Genomic DNA, 20,985 nt, shown 5'->3' on the forward strand with positions numbered 1-20,985 from the left:
AATCAGGAGGTTGATATTATGTCTTATGCACACGGAAATACTGCAGCAGCTGTTTTGGTACTCTTTATCTTACTCGTGATCATCACTAGCGCTTTCGTATTCTAGTTTACCAAATAATAGGAAGAAGGCGGAGATCTTCGGATCTCCGCCTTCTCGTTTCAAAGCTTATTTGCTTACAAGCGTATCTTCACTCTTGCGCGGCGCTCTGGAGCGGTCGCGGTTGCCAGAGTAGTTGCTGCCGTATTCACGGTTTTTGGAGTAAGAGCTGCCGCCGCCTTCACGGCTGCCGTACTCGCGGTTTCCGTCTTTACGCGGATAACGGGAACCAGAACCCCCGGAGCCGTAACCGCCTTGACGACGGTCGCCAGAACCGGAACCGTAGTTACCGCCTACGCGGCGACCGGAACTGCGCACATCGAATTTTTTCTTTCTTGCGCGGATCGGATCTTCCGGTGTAAGCTCGATCACGAGATCTTTCTTGTCGCCAGTCAGCAGTTTCATTGCTGCAGCAAGCAAGTTCACGGAATCATATTGCTCTAACAGTTGAATTGCGAGGCCTTTAAATTCGGAGTGCTCTTCTTTTTGAAGAAGGTCCAGAATACGCTCAGCCGTCAATTTTTGTTTGCCTTCAATCGCTTCCGCCAAGCTAGGCAGAGGTTTTTTGTTGATTTTGTGACGCGTAACTTTCTCGATAAAGTGCAGATGGTCGATTTCACGAGGCGTCACGAACGTCCAAGCCGTACCTTCTTTACCCGCGCGGCCCGTACGACCGATCCGGTGTACATAGCTTTCAGGGTCTTGCGGAAGGTCAAAGTTGATAACGTGGGTTACGCCGGATACATCGAGACCGCGCGCCGCAACATCGGTCGCAACCAGGACGTCGATGCTGCCGTCACGGAACTTACGCATAACATTGTCACGTTGATTCTGAGACAAGTCGCCATGCAAGCCTTCTGCCGCATAGCCTCTCTTTTGCAGCGCTTCAGACAATTCATCAACACGGCGTTTTGTACGACCGAATACGATCGCAAGATCAGGCGCTTCCATGTCGATCAGACGGCTTAACGCTTCAAATTTTTGCTTCTCGTGCAATTCAATGTAAGCTTGCTCGATGGTCGGCGCGCTCACTTGTTTCGGAATAACGGAGACGTGCTCCGGATTGCGAAGGAATTGCTGTGCAAGACGTTGAATGTTCGCAGGCATGGTTGCGGAGAACAGCATCGTATGACGCTCTTCCGGCACCAGCTTCAAGATGGATTGGATGTCATCCATGAAGCCCATATCCAGCATTTCATCCGCTTCGTCCAAAATAACCGTCTGAACATCGTCGAGTTTAATCGTTTTGCGGTTGATATGGTCAAGCAATCGACCAGGCGTACCGATGATGATTTGCGGTTTCTTTTTCAGTGCGCGAATTTGTTTGACGATATCCTGTCCGCCGTAAATCGGCAAGGAACGGATGCCTTTGAAACGGCCGAGCTTTTCGATCTCTTCCGCAACCTGGATGGCAAGCTCCCGTGTCGGACACATAATTAAAGCAGAAATGCGCTCTTCTTTAATGTTAATTTTGTTGACCAGCGGAATGCCAAATGCCGCCGTTTTCCCGGTACCGGTCTGGGCTTGACCGATGAGGTCGCGTCCTTCCATAGCTAGCGGAATCGTTTTTTCTTGGATTGGTGTGGATTCTTCAAACCCCATCTCCGTGATCGCGCGCAATACTGATGAGTCTAAACCAAACTCTTGAAATGTTTTCAAATAAATTCAATCTCCTTTTGTACAGGGCAGGCTAATGCCTTGTATCTTTTTTACCCTTAAGTACGACTTCCTATCCTTCTCTATAGTTTCATTGTGGAATTCACTTTCGATTACAAATCTTCCATGATCCAACAGGCCGTCCTTAAGAACATCTAAAATATTATAGCACAACTGAAATACACATTACCAGTGGCTTCTTTCTTAACTGGGAAACGAAACCGAATGAATAAGTGAAACGTAGTAAAGGGGAGAACAATAAAACGGAACGAGTAAGGGAGAGTTAGCGCCATGTCGATTTTCAAACGTGTCAGCAATATCATTAGAAGTAATAAAGAAGTCCCCGCGCCTGCGCAGTCCGGCAGTCCGCTTGAAGATGCCCGCGTAGGCGATATTATGAATGTCGATCTTGAAGAGTATGTGATCACTGGGAAAGTCATTTATTTCGACCGTGGGTTTGCTCCGCACCGCTACGCCTATTATTTGCAGAGCGGTAAAAACATGCAGTGCTTGATTGTGGAGAAGGGACGCACGCTTGACTGCTTCCTGTGCGGATTCCTGGAGGGCGCGCTGGATGACCCGAACGATGTGCCGACGACGCTCAATTTGGATGACGACGCGACGTTTGAACTGGAATTCCACCGTAGCGACGTAACCCGTACGGAAGGAAATACGGATTTCCGCAGCGGTGACGATGTTATTTTCTGGCGCTATTTTGGACCTGACCAGCGCTTCTTCTTCCTGCAATGGCAAGACGGCAAGTTTGTGGCGATGGAAGGCGAGCGCACACCGGGCAATCAGATCAAATTTTTAAAATCGACGCTTTAATTACCTTATGCTAGGACCGAATATCATGTTCCGGAAAGGAGAAATCGCGACTATGATGAAGAAATGGACGACATGGATTTCCTTTCTGTTGATCATTGCACTTCTCACCGCTTGCGGCGCGGACGCCGGAAAATACGTCAGAGACGAATACCCGCTCGTCAGTGTAGACGGCAAGGGAACGAATATGTCTAAAGTCTACGAAGTGGACGGGAAGAAAGTCCCGGCGGTTGCCGCCGAACTGGCAGCCAAAGAATCCCCCAAAGAAAAGAGCAAGGAATCGGAAGACCAGATGTTCCTTGTATATAACGATAAAGTGATCAATTTGCAAAAAGATCCGAGCAACGACAGCAATACCCTCGTGCAGATCGATTCCATTGAGTACGCCAAATCGCATTATGACTCATCCTTTCTACAAGGCTACTTGACGGCGACGCTGCTGCAATCGATCTTCGGGAGCGGCTGGAACAACAACCGCGGCAGTTCGTATGATTACCGCGGCTACACCAAATCACCGTCCTACACCGCTACGCCATCCACAGACACCTCCACCGCCAAAAAGCCGACGACGTCGGACCGGACGGGGAGTTTTACCAGCGGAGCCGCGAATCCAAGTTCGGGCAGCTCGTCAACGACTCGTAAGAACGACGGTTCCACACCGAATAAGGTGACGAAGCCTTCTGCAAGCAAGCCGACCACTTCCAAGAAAACAGGATCGTTCAAGCGCCGGTAACGCGCTTCCGACAAGCTGCTGTCCATTGCAATGGACACAGCTTTTTTCTTTTTCCAACTTTATCAACCATATGTTAATTAAATGTTGAAGTTTTCCTCAAATGAATTATACTTGCATTATGCTGCATACTATTTTAGAGGTGATTTGGTTTGAAAAAAGCGCTGGATGCCGCAATCGTTCTAGTTGGCGCATGGCTTGTCGCAGTTGGCTTCAACCTGTTCTTGATTCCCCACCAACTGCTTAGCGGCGGGGTGTCCGGGATCGCGATGATCATCGGTTATTTTACAAATTTTAACATTGGCTTTCTTTATTTGTTCTTCAATATGCCGCTTATGATTTGGGGACTGATTTCCATCGGTCGCCGATTTATTATGATCAGCGTCGTTTCGGTTATCTTGACCACTTGGATGATGCAAATTTTGCCTACGACGGCTGTCGCCAAGGAACCGATGTTGGCCGCGGTTTTCGGCGGCGTTCTCATCGGGATCGGCAGCGGAATTACGCTGCGCATCGGCGGCTCCAGCGGCGGCTTCGACATCGTCGGCTCCATTTTGACCCGAAAGTTCGATTTCCCGCTCGGTACGGTTTTATCCGCCATGAACGGTATCGTGATCCTAGCTCTCGGTTACTATAAAGACAATTGGGATCTTGCGCTTTTCTCCATGCTGGCGATCTATATCTCGGGCAAAGTTGTCGATACCGTACATATCCGGCATATTAAAGTGACCGCTTTTATTGTAACGAAGCATAAAGACCAGATTATCGAGCATCTTCTGCAAATTCCGCGCGGCGTCACCTTAATTAAAACAGAAGGCGCTTATACCAAACAGCAGCATGATATGTTGATGACCGTCACCACGCGCTATGAGCTGGCGGAGCTAAAACGAATTATCAAGCAAAGCGACCCGAAAGCGTTCGTCAATATCGTTGAAACGGCCGGTGTTGTCGGAGAATTTCGAAGACCGAAACATTAATTGCCGAAACGCCCCTTTATTCCAACTGGATTTGTGATATAATAAACGTAATTTCATATAGTTCTGGCTTTCAGCGATGTAATTCAGGCGTAGTTCTTATTCTAATCTCTCGATTGGAAGGGTGATGCTTGTGGAGACAGTCAAATTATCCAGGATTGTATTGAAATTAACACCGGAGTTGTATCCTTCTCTTACCAGTTACGAACTGGAGTCGGAAATCGTACTGCAGTTTGGTATCGAATCGCTGGATGCCGAAGATGTTATGGAAATTATTCAATTCAGTATTACCGAACACCATAAGGACGCCCTGTATCACTAGGGTGTCTTTTTTGCGCCTATCGGCCAAAAAAATTATTAAGTTTGTAATAAATAGGCTGTATAGATTTTACTCTAGGCGTGATATAATGGACATATGATTAAATAATGGAGGTGTCTTGTATGGGGGCTTTATCTCCTTGGCACATCATTCTCGTCGCGATTGTTGCCCTGCTGTTGTTCGGGCCGAATAAACTTCCAGAGCTTGGCCGGGGTTTCGGCAAAATGTTTCGGGAATTCAAAGACGCTACAAACTCAAATGGCGGCAATTCAACAGCTGAAGAACTGCCTGCTCAATCTCGCAAAGAAATCAATCCTGACGTCGCAAGCCCGGCTGCACAGGACAAGTAATCCAAAGACACCTGAAGGCGAATCGCTTTCAGGTGTTTTTTTCTGCAAAATTTTACAATCCTCTACAAATTCCCTCTGTGCGTAATTTCAAGCTTGGCTTATAATGAAAGCTAGAAACAAAGATTGGAGAGGACTCATCACACCATGGATATTTTACTCGCTTCACTCGCCCTTATTTTGGGCAATGTTAATGCCGCTCACCCGGATGCCAATTTTGACCAGCTTGTTCAAGCTTCTCTGCAAGCCGATAAAGCAACCGCCATCGTCCAGCCCGCAACGCCTGGACCGAATGCCGATCCACTGGATCCTGTGAACAAGCAAGACCCACAGAAAGACGCGCCTGTCGTCAAAGGTATCTATGCCACAGCGCACAGCGCCGGCGGCTCTCGTCTGACTACGTTGGTGAAGCTCCTCGACGATACCGATCTGAACTCCATGGTTATTGACGTCAAAGACGATTGGGGCTATATTACTTGGGAAACCGGCAATCCGGAACTGGATGCCATGGGGACCACACAGAAAATTATCGGCAATATGCCGGGACTTATGTCTACCTTGAACGAGCATCAAATTTATCCGATCGCCCGGATTGTCGTATTTAAAGATACGGTGCTGGCTAAAGCGAAACCGGAATGGTCCTTCGTGAACCCAGACGGCACGCTGTGGAACAACGGCAAAGACAGCTTCGTGAACCCATACAACAAAGATGTATGGGATTATAATATCGCCGTCGCTAAGGAAGCGGTCAAAGCCGGTTTTAAAGAAATTCAGTTCGATTATGTGAGATTCCCGGAAGGCTTTGAGAAACGTGCGGACATTCTCCAATATACGAAAGACGAGCGCACGCGCATCCAAGCCGTTGCAGCCTTCGTCAAATACGCTAAAGAGCAATTGCAACCGCTTGGCGTTCGCGTCTCGGTCGACATTTTTGGCTATGCCGCATCGGTTCCTGCCGCGGAAGGCATTGGCCAGGATTTCGAGAAAATCTCGCAAAACGTCGATGTCATTGCCCCAATGATTTATCCGAGCCATTACAGCACAGGCTGGTTTGGCTCCAAGGTACCGGACGCCGCTCCGTATCAAACGATTAACGGCGCCTCCAAAGATATTGAGAAAAAGCTGACAACCATTGATGCGAAAGGCTGGAAGCCGGTCGTGCGGCCTTGGATTCAAGACTTTACGGCGTCTTGGGTGCCAGGTTATATCAAGTACGGTAAACATGAAATCGAAGAACAGGTACGCGCGCTGAAAGAAAACGGCATTAACGAGTTCTTACTGTGGAATGCAAACAATAATTATACACCGAACGTGAATTACTAAACGGACTTATTATCCATAAAAAAGAGACCATCTCCTTCATGTGAGATGGTCTCTTTGTGTGCTGCTTAAAGCTAGATGCCCAGCGCAGCCAGCAATTTGTAAATCATTGCGGCTGCTTCGCCTCTCGTCGTTGTTTGGCCTGCGCGGAAAGTGCCATCCTCGTAACCGTTCAGGATGCCGGCAGACAGAGCCTTATCGATCGAGGGCTTCGCCCAGATTGGAATGTCCGAAGCGTCTTTCAAGCTCGGTGCTTTGCTCGTCAAACCGACTGCACCGTTTCCATAAATCTGCAAAGCTCTTGCCGTCATCACGGCTGCTTCTGCTCTCGTGACGGAAAGATCGCCTTTGAAGCTAGTTTCGCCGGCTTCCTCGTAGCCTTGAATGAGACCCGCTTCCACGGCGGCTACGATGTACGGTTTCGCCCAAGTCGGGATATTCGCTTCATCCGAGAAATGCGTGTCACGGGAAGCAGATTCGCTACCCAAAGCCGAAACCAACATCTTAGCAAATTCAGCTCTTGTAACGGTTGCGTCCGGTTGGAAGTTGCCGTCTGGATATCCGGCTGTGACATTCATTCCAGCGAGGCGTCGAACGTAGCTCTCTGCCCAATGCTTCGCCATATCCTTCATCACGGCCGGTTCATAGGAGAAGACAGCGAACTTGGTGAAATGATCGACACTCACTTGGATCGTTCCATCTTCCTTCACAGTTCCGCCGACGAAGATCCAACGTTTTTGGCTTTCATTATAATAGTACACGGCCGGCCCGCTCCCCGGCTTTACTTGCTTGGCGTCGTAGACAAATGAGAGTTGGAGCGGCACCGAAAATCGATTGCCGGTCGTACTCGACAGCTCGAAAATCGGACTGACGGATTGAAGATCGCCATTCGCAGGAAGCTGGTCCGGTTCGACGACTGAGATCCGCATCGTCCCTTTTGAAGTAACGGCGCCCGCAGGAATTTGAATCTTGACCCCACCTTCCAGTTCCAACTGCTGGCTAGCTTCCGGGCTTACCTCCGTTTGCTTTGTCTTGCTCTCTAAGGTTGGCGGAGTGCTTTCTCCGGCAGGAGTTACTTGGGATGGGCTGCCTCCGTCGTCGACAGAACCTCCTGGTTCGGAGGAATCGTCATCGCCGTTGTCGCCACCGTCATTGCCACCTTCGTCGCTCGCCGGAAGTTGTCCTGATACGTCGAAGCCGGTAAAGGCGTTGTAAGTCGCCTGGATGCCATCCGTATACAACCCTGTCTGTGCGAGGGTGTTTTTGAAAGGGTCCTCGGCGTTAAAGATTAGATTATTGTTCACCCAAACGTAGATTTTCCCCTTCGACCGAACTACCTTGTAGAAGTTTTGTGCGCTGATCTCTTCCCGCAGGGCGAAGGAGAAAGGGCGATTCAACTCAGAAGGCACGCTCAGTCGAAGCTGACTGGTTGTTACAGGGGCGGTAAAATCGGCAATATGATAATCGCCTTTTCCCTTGTCATGGTACGTAAACGGTACCGCGTTCCAACCGTCCTTCTGACTGTCGAATTTGAAATCTGGCGAGTTGGATTGCGGCAGTTCAAAGTTCTTGTTCATGTACGGGAACAGACCGTTGAACCACAAAATTTTCGCCGACGAAACTTTCGTTTCCGCACGCAAATCGTACATATACTCGCGTTGGCCATTTTCTGCATAGTTGCTGTGCCCGTAGATCGTATCTCGCGCTGTAGGAGCGGCTGCCATGATTTCCTCATGGCCGTTCACAACCTTGCGCAGCTCAAAGTGGCTCGTAGCATAATTCGTACTTGCCGTCACGTAGTTCTGGTCGTCGACATACTCGAGAATGACGCCTGCTTTCCCATTATTTGGCAGAGTCCCCGTATTTACATTGACCGAAAATTCATGCCCGAGCGTACGATCGCCTTTAACTGTGAGCGCTTCTCCCGCTGCCGGGGACTGCAAGCCCTTCTCGGATACCGACCAGGCGCTATCCCAACCGTTGATGTACGTCCCGTATTCATGCCAGCCGGTCGTCACGGTCACGTTATCGATCCGAACGTTGGCCTTGTTGCTAATCAAGCCGATTTGACCTGGAACGGCCATTGCCTCATGCTCGAACACCGGCTGATCGTTGTTAAGCGTGTAGTGATCCAATTCCGCAAATAATTTGGACCCGTTCTTGTAAATCCTGAGCGTATGGTATTGCTCCGCAAAGTCTTGAGTACGCGGGTCATCGGACAGGAAAGCAAATGTCGACGGCAAATCGGTGACCGAACTTTGAGAAACGCCGCCGATGCGGGACTGGATGACAAGCTCCCGGTCATCGCGGTCAATCAAGACATTCACGTAGTTATTCTCATCCTGATGCCAAGCAACAATACCAGCTTGCCCTTCATCCCCAAAATTCTTGTCATCAAATCGAAGATTGGCTTCTACAAACACATTTTCCGCTTCGTACCCGTTCAGCAGCACCTGTTTCGAATCCCTAGGCGCGTTAACATATAACGCCTCGTTATCGATCGATACGCCTGTCTCCGGCATTTGGTAATGCTTCAAGCTGTCTACCGAATCGAAGCTGTCTTGGAACGTTGGTGTCCAGGCCTCCGGATGAACGCCTTCCGAATCATAGGAGGTTGGTCCGTCAACGACCATCTCTTGATCCCAGAAGTAGACGCGATCCTTTCCTTGCCCTTCATCGCTGTTCCAAAAAGCTTTATAGGTCACCCAGTCCTCAAAACCATTCGGCCCCTTAATCATATTCGGCTGCGAGGGACCGATAATGTCGGGTTCCACAGGATGTCCATTCGTATCATACAGACCAAAATCCAGATGGTAGTAATTCAGCGGGGCCCCGCCATTTTTGCTGATCTCTACAGCAATCACATTGTCGCCGGCTTGAAGCATGTCAGCGGGAACTTCAACCATTTTGTAGGCTCGCTGCTGACCACCAAATGTGTAGAAAGGCTTGCCATTCACATACAGTTTTCCATATCCTTCCAGTCTATAGCGAAGGACCGTAGTCTCCGGTACGCTATCCAGATGGAAAGAACGCTTCGCCCACATGGAGGCTTGACCGCTCGGGTGCGCCCAAATCTCAGATGGCGACGTTTTCCCATTATTGACAATCGTCGGGATTTTCCCCGTTCTCGTATCCGGCCAGCCGAAGCCGCCTTCCCCGGTCAACCAACCGTTCGTATTAGAGCCGATCGTATTCCAGCCCACGCCTGGTGCGGTGAAGGTATACTGATAGGGCTGGCTGCCATGTTCGGCAGTCGGCAGGATGACGTTGTATTTCAGGAGCAGCCCCTCAATATTGCGCGCCAGCAGCTTGCCCGGATATTTGGAATCGTTCGAAATTGTACTATAGCTATCGGATTGTGCGACCCCGGTCTCATAAAGACCTGTTTCCGGAAACATCTGATTGCCCACATACAGCATGTAATACTCGCCATTATGGTAAAATAACTCCGGTCCTTCGAAATTGACGAAGTTCACATTGGCCCAGTGGCCCTTCTGTGTATGAACCGTTTCGATCGCTTTGCTTCGACCCGGATTACCCTTTTCGTTGAAGAAGGATTGTACGTTCCAGAGCCATGCACCCGCATTCGCCGGTTTGGCTGCCCCGGTATTAGGGTCCACCTCGTCCGGATTCACCTTGCGCAGCAAAATTAAATCTCCGTTGTGAGCAACGAATAATTGAGGGTCAATCCCATCATCAAACTTCTTATCCTTGAGGGCGTACTCGAAATTCGGCGACGAATTCATCTTGCTAGGGTCCCCGTAAAGCAACGAGGTGCCATTGTAGATATAGTACATCACGCCGTTATGGAAAAATAAATCGGATGCGCCTAATTCATTGTGATCAGATGGCGTTACCGTCGGGGGCATCGTACTCGGGTCATTGGATATTAACCGATACGGGCTTTCCCAGTGAACCATATCTTTCGAACGATAGACATTACCGAGCGTGCCGGTTCCCATCGCATAATAATAGCCGTTATACTTCTCGATCGTTCCGTCATAGAGGGTAGCCTTCTTGCCAAGGTCGGACCCCGAATAGACTCTGAACAAGTTATCAACTTTTTCAATGGCGGATAGACTTACCGTGACTTCACTGCTCGCCGAGAATCCTCCGTCCTCCGCTGTACCTGTAATGGATGCTCTGCCCAATCCAACAGCTGTTACCAAGCCGTTCGGAGCCACTGTTGCTACAGAAGCATCGGAGGTTGACCAGGATACATTCCGATTCGTGGCGTTCTTTGGCCAGATAACGGCTGACAACAAATGCGTCTCCCCCACCGCTAACTCCACTTTCGAGTGATTCGGAGAGATCGCCAAGACCGAGATCCCCTTAACTGTCACAATCGCAGAAGCTGAATGTGCGCCATCTACTGTCGTTACGGTAATCGTCGCTGTACCTGGTTGAAGTGCCGTAACGACACCCGCTTCGTTCACAGTTGCGATCGCCGGGTTATCAGAAGACCACTTCACCTTTGGGTTCGTCGCATTCGTCGGTGTGAAAGTTGCTGTTAAGGCTTGCGTCGCTCCTATCAGCATTTCTGCTGCCGCAGGTGTAAGACCGACTCCTTCAACTGGGATATTCTCTACGGTTACGCTAGAAATCGCTGTGAATTCCCCATCAACCGTTGTGACAGTGATCGTCGCCGTTCCTACCGATCCCCCTTGCACAGATGCCTTCAGACCGCCCTTCGACATCACCTTCGCAATAGATTCATTGCTGGACGTCCAGATCAGATCCTGATTCGTTGCGTGCCTAGGGAAAACCGTTGCCGTCAACTCCTGCGTAAGGCCCGCCCCAACCGTGACCGAAGCCCGATCCAGACTGACGCTTTGCGGGTGGACGGCACCCAAGATAGGCTCGACAGCCCCATTGTACAATCGGACATCATCGATAACCCCGTTAAAATAAGCCCCGGTCGACGGTCCATTGAAGGCGTCAACGGCGAATCTCGCACCGATCGCCCCTTCATTGGCCGCTGCGGCAACTTTATCGAAAGTCGTCGTGGTTTCTTTCGCCAATTGTCCGTCCAGGAATAACTTAAAGGCTTTGTTGCCAAATGAGACGGCTACGTGATGCCACTCGTCTGCACCAGTCAGCGCTGTGGAAAGAATGACGCGATCAATGGCAGGATTGTTATTCACAATCGCTGCCTCCAGCTTGCCGCCATTAAGTTGAATCGCCAGCCCTGCCCCATTGCCTCCGCGCTCGAACAGCACCTGTCTGGTGTTCAAATCTGTAGGCTTGAACCACATTGCAACGGTGAATGCGGAGAACTCATTTCTCAAAAAGGGGATTGTGCTCGTATTGAGTTGAATGATGCCGGTCAATCCATTGAAGGAGAAGGCGCCTCCGTCAACACCGCCCTCCGGCAGCCAAGCACCGATAGCGCTTACAGAATGATGCCCGTTGCCCGAAGAATCCTCTGCCACTTGCTTGCCGTTATTACTGAATGGCGCGTCCAGCTTATACCACGCTTCCATTCCCTCGAAGGGCATGGAGATGCGCGCCGGAAGCACAGTGACTACGCTTGCTGCTGTATAATTTCCATCCTCCGTTGTCACGGTTACGATTGCGCTCCCTGCTTTTTTCCCTTCGACCGCCGCTCGCCCTGAATCATAGACAGCGACCGTCACGACGGATTCATCGCTGGACGTCCACGTGACATTGCGATTCGTCGCGATGGACGGTTGAAAAGAAGCGTCAAGATACACCGCCTCGCCGACCGACGTGGTCAACCGCGGCTTGCTCAAGCTGACCCCAGTCGCTTCGATCGACGGTGTAACCGCTTTATTGTACAATCGCACATTATCGATCATTCCGTTGAACCACGCTCCCGTTTGGCTGTCCCCACCGAATGCATAGACCGCGAATTTTGCGCCGATCGCTGCTTCGTTAAGCGCCGTGTTCACTTTTGTAAACGGCACAGTTTTCGAGGCGGCGACTTTCGCATCCAAGTACATCGTGAACACGCCGTTGTTGAACGTAACCATCACATGATGCCAAGAGGAAGTATCCGTAAAATCGACCGACACCGTCCCCCTCACGTCGGCGCTTGCAACGGCGGCCTCCAGCTTGTTCGCGTTCAATTGAATAGCCATACCGGATGCATTGCCTCCGCGTTCGTATAGCACCTGCAGCTTTTGCGTGTCGTTTGCTTTAAACCATAACGAAGCGGAATGCTCCGTGAATGCATCTTTCAAGTACGATCCCGCCGGATCCGATCCCAGATTCAACTGAATCAGATCGGAGGTGCCGTTAAAAGATAACGCTCCGCCGTATACGCCGCCATCCCCGACCCAAGTGCCGCTTGCACTGATCGCATGATGACTATTGCCAGATGAATCCTCAGCCACATTCTTGCTGTTCAGTTCATAAGGCGCATCCAGCTTGTACCAAGCCAGCAATCCTGGCTCCCCGCTTTTCTCCAAAGCATGTGCTTTGCCCCCCGGCACTGCGCTGCAGGCAAACGCAATGATAAGAATAAATGCGAATAACTGCCTTAAGTTCTTGCTCAAGGTGCCCCTCCCCCAATAATTGAAATATCGCTCCATAGAAGAAAGCGCTTTCTATAAAGCTTTTTCATTATAGTCTCTGATTTCCCCCTCGCGGATTCCAATAATATGACATTCCACTCTAAATTTTTGACTTTTCGCAGCGGGAAGACTCGGCTATTCCATTCGTCAGATGCAGGGCAGCGGTTTACATTGGATTTCGTTTTCCCTATGATAGAAGTAGAAGGAGTGATCAGCTGTGAACATAGTTGCTTTAACAACCATGGATTTGACGACGATGACGGAAAATATGCCGCAAAGCTTGAAGGAACGCTGCCATTTTCAGTGGTTTACTTCCTCCAAGGAGGCCGGCACCGCCATAGAAGAAGCGGATGTGATCATTACCGCAGGCCGCATGCAGCCTGAACTGTTGGTCCGGGCATCGCGCGTCAAATGGGTGCAGACCATCTCTGCCGGAGTCGACAAGCTGCCGCTCGAGGAATTGGCCAGACGCGATATTATCGTCACGAACGCCAGAGGCGTACATACGATTCAAATGAGCGAGTTCGCCCTCAGCCTGATGCTGCAATGGGTGCGCAGAGCAAATCAACTGCATGACAATCAGCAAGCAAAAGTGTGGAATCATCTCATTACATTCGACGAATTGCATGGCAAGACGCTTGGCATTATCGGTGCCGGCGCCATCGGTGAAGCAGTCGCCAAGAAGGCCAAGGCGTTCGATATGCAGGTCATCGGGCTGAACCGCTCCGGCTTGGCGAACCCCGCCTTTGACATGACGGTCAGCGGCGAAGACGGGCTGCGGACGCTGCTCACGCAAAGCGATATCGTCGTGCTGCTGCTCCCGAGCACCGAGAAGACGCGCGGCTTCTTAAAAAAGGAGCATCTGGCACTCCTGAAGCCGAGCGCCTTCCTGATCAATCTCGCGCGCGGCGATGTTCTCGACGAGGATGCGTTGGTCAGTGCGCTGCAGGAAGGCCGGATCGCCGGCGCTGCACTCGACGTCTTCGCGACCGAGCCGCTGCCGGAAGCTTCGCCGCTGTGGAGCCTGCCCAATGTGATCGTCACACCGCACATTGCCGGGGCCTCCGCGCAGTATGCGAAGCGCGTGTCCGAGATTTTTTATCACAATCTTGCGGCCATGCTGGATGGCGGCGAGATGATGAATGTGGTGGATTTGAAGGAAGGCTACTGAGTCTGACGGACGTCCACATGTTAAGAAGCCACGCTCGGGTTGTCCCGTGCGTGGTTTTTTGTTTGAGATTGATCGGAGGTTTCAAGGGTTGGGCGAGTAGATTGCTGATGGGCGGGGCAGCGCAGAGGGGGGACAGAGTGCGGAGTAGCGAGCTAGGAGCTGAACGGCTGAAAGAGTGTCGAAGGGCAGGCTCGAGCTTGAAAGGCAGGACGCTGATGGGCCAGTAGGTGCTGAGGGAAAAAGAGATCGGCAGGGTGCCGTGGAGTCGTCAGGGCGCCGAGAGACCGGAAGGCTAACGGATGCCACAGCGGCTATTTGGCCGTATACGCCCTCCATTGTAGATCTAGCGGTTGCCACAGCGCTTAATTGCCGCTTTTACTCGTCAAACGTGCCGTTTGAGGCAAATAGCCGCTGTCACAACCGTTAACTGTTGAATCGCTGCATTTTGGGCGATATAAGCTCTGTCATAACCATTAGCCGCGGTAACGATGGTTCAGAGAAGCTTGGAGGAGATCGCTCATGGATCATTCCGCCAATTATCCAGGCAAGCTTCGCTTACCAACCTTCGATGTATCTGCCGCAGATAAACGCCGCCGTCCTTATCGGGACGATGGCGTTTGTGGAAAGCAAAACGTCGCCGGTAGGACATCTCATCTGGACTCCATATAGCGTCCACGCTCATGCCTACTCGTGCACCATACCCACCCTCTGCCCGTCAGCCTGCCGCGCTGTCGATTGCCAAAGCAGTGTTAGTAAGTCTCGGCTCTCGCAACCACACTTCCGATAAACGTACAAACCCCGAGCCTGCGCGAAGAGCGCAAGACTCGGGGTTTGTACAATTATACGCGCTCAGCAGCTCTAGCCCCTGCTTCTACTGCTGCCGCCGCCGGAGCTGGAATTGCCGCCAGCCCTCGCATGTATGGCCGCAGCGCCTGCGGGATGTAGATCGAGCCATCCTCCCGTTGGTGGTTCTCCAGCAGCGGAATCAGGATCCGCGGCGAGGCAACCGCGGTATTGTTGAGCGTGCAGCAGTAGCGCAGCTCACCGTCAGCATCACGGTAGCGGAGCTGCGTCCGCCGCGCCTGATAGTCCATCAGCAGCGACGACGAATGCGTCTCGCCGTAGGCGCCGCGGCTCGGCATCCACGTCTCGATGTCGAACTGTTTGTAGTTTTTGCTGCCCATATCGCCGGTACAGACGGCGACAATGCGGTACGGCAGCTCCAGCAGTTCAAGCAAATGCTCCGCATTGGCGGTAATCTCCTGGAGCATGCGTTCCGCTGCTTCCGGCGTGTTCTCGCACAGGACCACCTGCTCGACTTTCGCGAACTGGTGCACGCGGTATAATCCGCGCACGTCGCGTCCGGCCGAACCCGCTTCCTTGCGGAAACAGTTCGACACCGCTGCGAGTTGAATCGGCCCTTCCGACAAGTCGACGATCTCGCCGGCGTAGTACGAAATGAGCGGCCCCTCCGAGGTACCGACAAGCCACTTGTTCTCCTCCAGCGCATACGTCTGATCCTTGCCGGCCGGGAAGAAAGCCGCATTCAGCAGCGTCTCTTCCCGCACCATTAGCGGCACGTCCATAACGGTGAAACCGCGGTCTGTGAGGACATCAATCGCAAGCTGCTGCACAGCCCGGTGGAGATGTAAGCCCATCCCTTTCAAGTAATAGTTCCGGCTTCCCGCAACTTTCACGCCGCGGGCGACATCGATCAGATCGAGCGCTTCACCAAGCTCCAGATGATCGCGCGGCTCAAACGCAAAGTCCGTCAGCTCACCCACAACCTTCACAATTACGTTGTCCGCATCCGTCAAACCGATCGGCGTATCCGACGATGCCAGATTCGGCACGCTAAGCATCAGTTGACGATACTGCTCCTCTGCTGCGGCAAGCTCCAATTCATATTCAGCTAATTTCGCATTCCATTCGCGAACCTTCGACTTGAGCCTCTCCGCCTCTTCCTTCCGCTTTTCCTTCAGCAGCACGCCAATCTGCTCCGTCCCGCGATTACGCTCCCGGCGAAACTGCTCCACCTGCTGGAGCAGCCCACGACGCAATTCATCCACGCGCAGCAGCTCTTCCACTTGGCAAGGCACGCCCTTATTCCTCGCCGCTTGCTTTACTTCTTCCACATGCTCTCGAATCCATTTGATGTCCAACATACTGTTCACCGCTCCTCGTTATCGAATTTGTCCGAAAAAGACAAAGAACGCCCTCAGTCCGATTGGGACGAGGAGCGTTCTGCTCGCGGTGCCACCCAATTTGGTGACTGACCATGTGTCAGTCACCCGCTTGGTTCCGCGATAACGGGCGGTGCCGGTCTATTTAGAGAAAGACCGCTCAGTCTTTCCGATCATAAACGTCTCCGAGTTGGATGCTCTTCATTGACCTGATGCCGATTTGTAAGTTGAAAGTGATTATAGCGCAGCCTAAGCTGAAAAGCAATAGGCTCTTACTGAGATAGGCGGCTTGCCAGCTCGTACAGTTCCATGTTGAACGTACGCTTCGTGTTTACAACCAAGTCGATATCCGTTGCCACGAGCTCGCCTTTGATCACACCGCACGCTTTGGAGGAATCGCCTTCCATCAGCTTGCGCACGGCAAAGTCGCCAAGGCGGCTTGCCAAGATCCGGTCATTGTGCGTCGGCGTGCCGCCGCGCTGAATATGGCCAAGTACGGTCACACGCGGCTCAATGCCGTTGTTTTCCGTAATTTGTCTCGCGATGCCTTCGCCTGAACCGGCCCCCTCAGCGACGAGAATAATACTGTGGCGTTTGCCGTGGTTGAAATTATCTTTCATCCGTCTCGCCACTTCTTGAATATCGTAAGGCACTTCGGGCACGATAATCGTTTCCGCACCGGAAGCAAGTCCGGCATACAGCGCGATCTCGCCGCAGTGACGGCCCATAACTTCCACAACCGAGGAACGCTCGTGGGACGTCATCGTGTCGCGTAGCTTGTTGATCGCGTCGACGACAATGGAAACCGCCGTGTCAAATCCGATGGTGAAATCGGTAAACGGAATGTCATTGTCGATCGTTCCCGGCAAGCCCATCGTTTTAATACCCAATTTGCTAAGCTTGTTAGCCCCTTGGTATGAACCGTCGCCGCCGATGACAACCAGGCCATCAATGCCGCGTTTGCGCAAATTCTCGGCGCCGAGCTGCTGTCCTTCGAGCGTCATAAACTCCTTGCAGCGCGCCGTCTGCAGCACCGTGCCGCCGCGTTGGATAATATCGCCAACGCTGCGCAGATCCATTTTGCGGATATCGTCGTTGATCAAGCCTTGATAACCCCGCTGAACGGCATACACCTCAAGACCGTGGAACAGAGCGCTTCGCACAACCGCCCGAACGGCTGCGTTCATCCCCTGCGAATCTCCTCCACTCGTAAGTACTGCGATAGATTTTACTGCTGACATCTAGTTTCCTCCTCCAAATTCTCTCCACCGACTTCAAGACTAAGTTCAAGTGGTCGTACGTATAAACATGCTATTGATCCAGAAAAACAACCGGGTTAATGGGCTATTTTTCATAAGACGCTTGGAAATTTGTTTGACTTGCTGTTGGGAATTCACTTTCGGATCGGATAAATACAGCGCCAGCAAGCCCTCGATTATCATACGATGAAACCTCGGATGTTCCAAGAACAAAATCTTACTGCGCGCCTCCTCGACGATAAACGCAATGCGTTCTACAGTCGTATCCAACGAATCGTAATACGTGCAGAAATTCAAATCCCCGCCCTCGATATCCTCCTCTTGATCGATCAGATAGTCGAGCAGGATGTGCAAGCCGCACACATATGGAAAATACGCTTCGCGAATCGCCTCGACCTGATCGTCCCGAAGGTCCGGATCGCATGCCGAAAGGAACAGCATGAACATGCCCAGCGTCGAACCCGTGGCTGCAGCAAATTCATTCCATCCGATTTGACGATGCTGATGATGATGCAGATTCCACCACTGTTGCAGTTCAAATTCCCGCAAATCTTTGCGGATATGCTTGTACACCTGCAAGTCGCAGTAAAGCCCGACAAACTCACGCACCTGATCCGCTACTTTGACATAGGAGGGCATCTGGGCGATGCACATCTGGCATTTGCGCACGAGGTCGGTCAAATAACCGCCGTCATCCTTCTCCTCGCGATAGGCGTAGTAATCATGAATCGGCTTAGCCGGATCGACCGCATCCAGCATCGACTGGTGCAATTGCCGAAAATCCTGCGGATCCAGCGATGTGCTGCGGTCGCATAAATTATCTAAATAATCACTGATCGTCTGAAAGGCAACGATAAGCGGAATTAATATATGGCGCATCGACAAATGAGCGGCCGCATATACCGCTCCGCCTTGACAGTGAAATTTTTTGGAGGCGATACTTGCCAAAGCCTGCGTTCGGAGCTCGGCGTCCGGTATCGCATCTGCGCGAGACTGCCAACCCTTCAGCTGCTCACTCACCTCAGGCAAAATGTACCGATACACACTAAGCATTAACCGAATGGGGCCTTGCGGAACTTTTGCCTGGCTACGTATATGATTTTTGTCCAATTGCTTCAAGCCAGCTTCCTCCACAACTTTGTTCGTAACAATAACGGATAAGCAGTTGCATTTCCGATTGTTGAATCTGTCTCAGCCATGCATCCACGGTCTCGTTCTGCACGAGGGAAACTTGCAGTTCGACAACGTCGATAAACACGCACGGATTCCAAACCGGCGCTGTAATCAAGACTTCCAGCTTGTGACGAAGCGCATCATTCTCCAACTCTTGCAGATCTTTAACTGATAGGCGTTCCCGCACACATTGGCTCAGGCTTGAAAAAATAGGATGATGGCCGACATCGTTAAACCAATATTTTGCGTTGCTGTAGTCGCCTTCCATGCGATGCATCAGCGCATGCCAATAGCTGCCTGTCGTATTTGTAATATCCTGGGCGATCGTATGCGATTTGTCCAAGCTCTCGTTCATCAGATAAAGACCCGCGATCAGCGCCTTGCCAAACAGCATACCGTCCGGCTTTCCCTGCGCCAGCTGTTCCGGGTTCAACGCCTCGATGCGCGCATCCATCGCCCAATCCCATTCCTCGATCGGATACAGCGCGGGCACGTGCTCCAACAGCGGCTTCAAGATCGCGTCAATCCAATTATTCCCATCCTTGTTGCTCTGCATGCAGCAGGACTCCCTTCATAGGCAATCATTAATGGTGGGTTTTCGCTTCCAAATCTTGATTGATTCGGAACCACAAATGAAGATCGTTGATCATCGAGGCGAGTTCGGCAATTTCGGAATTTAACGCACAGGACGTCAGGAAATCATCTTCCACGTCCAGCTTATTTTGTTTGTCAATAATGATCGCTTCCAGCTTCTGAATACGGTCAGGAATGCGTCCGCGAATTTGTTCCCAATGCAACAAAATATCAATACGAACAGCCGGAGCATACTGCTCCCACTCCATCTCCAGCGCGGGAAGATCAATGCCAAGTCTGTCATCGTACTGAAAGTAATCGTTCATTCCCAAGCCTCCTTGCATGTAAAACAAAACTGCACAGAAAAAAGTTCTTCTTTTAAATGTATCACTTCGCCACTTAGGTTTCCAGTTAAAATTGTATGTCAACCTCAATTCATTTTCTGATATACTTAGTAAATGTTTTGTAAACGTGAAGGAGTGCGATTTAGATGACCGCTAAGCCCGCAAATGTTCCACTCTCCTGGAGACAGCTCATCTCTTTTTTCCTCCCCCTCGGTCTGTCGGCAACCCTTGTGACGCTCTCGCACGTCATCATTAACAGCACCTTGGCAAGAGCGGACAACTCCGAAATTGTCATCGCCACTTACGCCATTCCGCTCAGTCTGCTGGGTCTGACAGAGAAGCCCGTCGTGCTGCTGCGGCAAGCCTGCTCCGCACTTGTGAGAGACCGGGTCTCTTTCCGGGCCATGGGCGCCGTCAGCGCCTATGTCTTCGCCTGCATCCTACTGCTCGGCCTTATCCTCTGTTACACGCCTGCGGGCGAATGGGTGTTTCTGTATTTCTTCGGCGTCGAGCGCGAATTGTTGGCCTCAACCTTAAGCGTCTATCGCATCCTGATGTACGTCAGTATTTTTTCCGGGCTGCGCTGTCTGTTTCACGGCATTATTATTTTCAACATGCGGACCAAGTGGCTGACGATCGGCATGGGCGTACGCATCATCGCCATGTATTTGCTGTCGCTCTATTTCATCACGACGGATCAGGTCTCGAGCGGCCGAGTCGGGGCCATAATTTTTATGTTCGGCATGATCATCGAAGCGGCGATCGCCATTTGGGAAGGCACCAGCCTCCTACGCAAGGTCATCCCGGAGAAAGCGCCGAACCATACGATTGAAACGAAGAAGCAGATTTTCAGCTTTTATAAGCCCTTGTTATATTCTTCGATCATTGCCGTCATTATCGGCCCTTCGATCAATGCGATTTTAGGAAAAACGGCGAATGCCCACCTCGCGATCTCCTCTTTTGCGATTGCCGGATCACTAACGCAGCTGGTGATGAGTTTCTTTTCCTATATTCATCAAATTGTATTGAACTTTTACCGCAAAGATGCCCGAACGGTCAGGCGGTTTATTACGATGCTCAGTCTGATCCCCGGAACCCTGATCGCGATTCTGGCCTATACGCCGGCCGGTCCCTGGTTCATGGCTCACATCATGGGCGTGAATCCCGAACTGCGAGAGGCGAGCCTGGAGGCTATGCGGATTTTTATGATCATGACGCTGGTCTTCCCTTGGCTTGATTATATGAACGGCATCGTCATGCTGCGCAGCGAAACGAAGATCATGGTTTTTTCCCAATCTGCAAATGCTACGGTTACGCTTTGCGCTTTATTTGTTGCGATTGCAACAATCCCCGGTTGGAACGGCATGATCGGCGCCTTCGCCCAATCGATCGGCATGCTCGCCGAACTGACTGTCGTCACCGTCGTCCTGCGTAGAACAACAGGGCCGCGACAGTCCGGTCTGTCCGCTTAACTACACC

General features: G+C 51.4%; 16 protein-coding genes. 9 read left to right on the forward strand and 7 right to left on the reverse strand.

Translation table 11 applies throughout. The features are described 5' to 3' along the window. Positions 1-18: 18 nt before the first annotated feature. Positions 19-105, forward strand: coding sequence for a YjcZ family sporulation protein (locus EJQ19_RS11750; protein WP_126141443.1), 87 nt, complete (start codon positions 19-21; stop codon positions 103-105). Between the two features lie 60 nt (positions 106-165). On the opposite strand, the gene cshA is transcribed toward EJQ19_RS11750, so the two are convergent. Continuing rightward, complete coding sequence (gene cshA, locus EJQ19_RS11755; protein ID WP_126141415.1) at positions 166-1,755, reverse strand: degradosome RNA helicase CshA; 1,590 nt, start codon at positions 1,753-1,755, stop codon at positions 166-168. A gap of 288 nt (positions 1,756-2,043) precedes the next feature. Between cshA and EJQ19_RS11760 the strand changes: the two genes are divergently transcribed. The 6 genes from EJQ19_RS11760 to EJQ19_RS11785 all read left to right on the forward strand — a co-directional run bounded on the left by EJQ19_RS11760 (position 2,044) and on the right by EJQ19_RS11785 (position 6,270). Further along, positions 2,044-2,580: a DUF4178 domain-containing protein gene (locus EJQ19_RS11760; protein WP_126141416.1), complete on the forward strand. Its 537-nt coding sequence runs from the start codon at positions 2,044-2,046 to the stop codon at positions 2,578-2,580. Between the two features lie 52 nt (positions 2,581-2,632). After that, positions 2,633-3,310: a DUF4247 domain-containing protein gene (locus tag EJQ19_RS11765; protein WP_241242857.1), complete on the forward strand. Its 678-nt coding sequence runs from the start codon at positions 2,633-2,635 to the stop codon at positions 3,308-3,310. 149 nt (positions 3,311-3,459) lie between these two features. Then, complete coding sequence (locus tag EJQ19_RS11770) at positions 3,460-4,284, forward strand: YitT family protein (protein WP_126141417.1); 825 nt, start codon at positions 3,460-3,462, stop codon at positions 4,282-4,284. 124 nt (positions 4,285-4,408) lie between these two features. Further along, positions 4,409-4,603 (forward strand): hypothetical protein, encoded by a 195-nt coding sequence (locus tag EJQ19_RS11775; RefSeq protein ID WP_126141418.1) that lies wholly within the window; start codon positions 4,409-4,411, stop codon positions 4,601-4,603. Between the two features lie 119 nt (positions 4,604-4,722). Continuing rightward, positions 4,723-4,950 (forward strand): Sec-independent protein translocase subunit TatA/TatB, encoded by a 228-nt coding sequence (locus EJQ19_RS11780; protein ID WP_126141419.1) that lies wholly within the window; start codon positions 4,723-4,725, stop codon positions 4,948-4,950. 144 nt (positions 4,951-5,094) lie between these two features. After that, positions 5,095-6,270 carry a putative glycoside hydrolase gene (locus EJQ19_RS11785; protein WP_126141420.1) on the forward strand — a complete coding sequence of 392 codons (1,176 nt, stop codon included), beginning with the start codon at positions 5,095-5,097 and terminating at the stop codon, positions 6,268-6,270. 71 nt (positions 6,271-6,341) lie between these two features. Here the strand turns inward: EJQ19_RS11785 and EJQ19_RS11790 are convergent, their stop codons facing one another. Further along, entirely contained in the window at positions 6,342-12,785 is a 6,444-nt protein-coding gene (locus tag EJQ19_RS11790; RefSeq protein ID WP_164716486.1) for an Ig-like domain-containing protein, read from the reverse strand. Between the two features lie 235 nt (positions 12,786-13,020). Here EJQ19_RS11790 and EJQ19_RS11795 point away from each other — a divergent pair, with 235 nt between their 5' ends. After that, positions 13,021-13,974, forward strand: a complete 954-nt coding sequence (locus EJQ19_RS11795) for a D-2-hydroxyacid dehydrogenase (RefSeq protein ID WP_126141422.1) — start codon at positions 13,021-13,023, stop codon at positions 13,972-13,974. A gap of 839 nt (positions 13,975-14,813) precedes the next feature. Here the strand turns inward: EJQ19_RS11795 and serS are convergent. The 5 genes from serS to EJQ19_RS11820 form a co-directional block, all read right to left on the reverse strand. After that, positions 14,814-16,139, reverse strand: coding sequence for a serine--tRNA ligase (gene serS / locus EJQ19_RS11800; protein ID WP_126141423.1), 1,326 nt, complete (start codon positions 16,137-16,139; stop codon positions 14,814-14,816). A 290-nt stretch (positions 16,140-16,429) separates the two neighbouring features. Continuing rightward, positions 16,430-17,398, reverse strand: coding sequence for a 6-phosphofructokinase (gene pfkA, locus EJQ19_RS11805; RefSeq protein WP_126141424.1), 969 nt, complete (start codon positions 17,396-17,398; stop codon positions 16,430-16,432). 45 nt (positions 17,399-17,443) lie between these two features. Beyond that, positions 17,444-18,469 carry a tetraprenyl-beta-curcumene synthase family protein gene (locus EJQ19_RS11810; protein WP_126141445.1) on the reverse strand — a complete coding sequence of 342 codons (1,026 nt, stop codon included), beginning with the start codon at positions 18,467-18,469 and terminating at the stop codon, positions 17,444-17,446. A gap of 34 nt (positions 18,470-18,503) precedes the next feature. After that, entirely contained in the window at positions 18,504-19,145 is a 642-nt protein-coding gene (locus EJQ19_RS11815) for a hypothetical protein (protein WP_126141425.1), read from the reverse strand. Positions 19,146-19,173: 28 nt separating this feature from the next. Then, positions 19,174-19,488, reverse strand: coding sequence for a hypothetical protein (locus EJQ19_RS11820; RefSeq protein ID WP_126141426.1), 315 nt, complete (start codon positions 19,486-19,488; stop codon positions 19,174-19,176). 164 nt (positions 19,489-19,652) lie between these two features. On the opposite strand from EJQ19_RS11820, the gene EJQ19_RS11825 reads away from it, so the two are divergent. After that, a complete protein-coding gene (locus EJQ19_RS11825) occupies positions 19,653-20,978 on the forward strand; it encodes a multi antimicrobial extrusion protein MatE (RefSeq protein ID WP_126141427.1) in 1,326 nt (441 codons plus the stop codon). The last annotated feature ends 7 nt before the right edge of the window (positions 20,979-20,985 follow it).

The sequence above is a fragment of the Paenibacillus whitsoniae genome, from assembly GCF_003955665.1.
Taxonomy (GTDB): Bacteria; Bacillota; Bacilli; order Paenibacillales; family NBRC-103111; genus Paenibacillus_E; species Paenibacillus_E whitsoniae.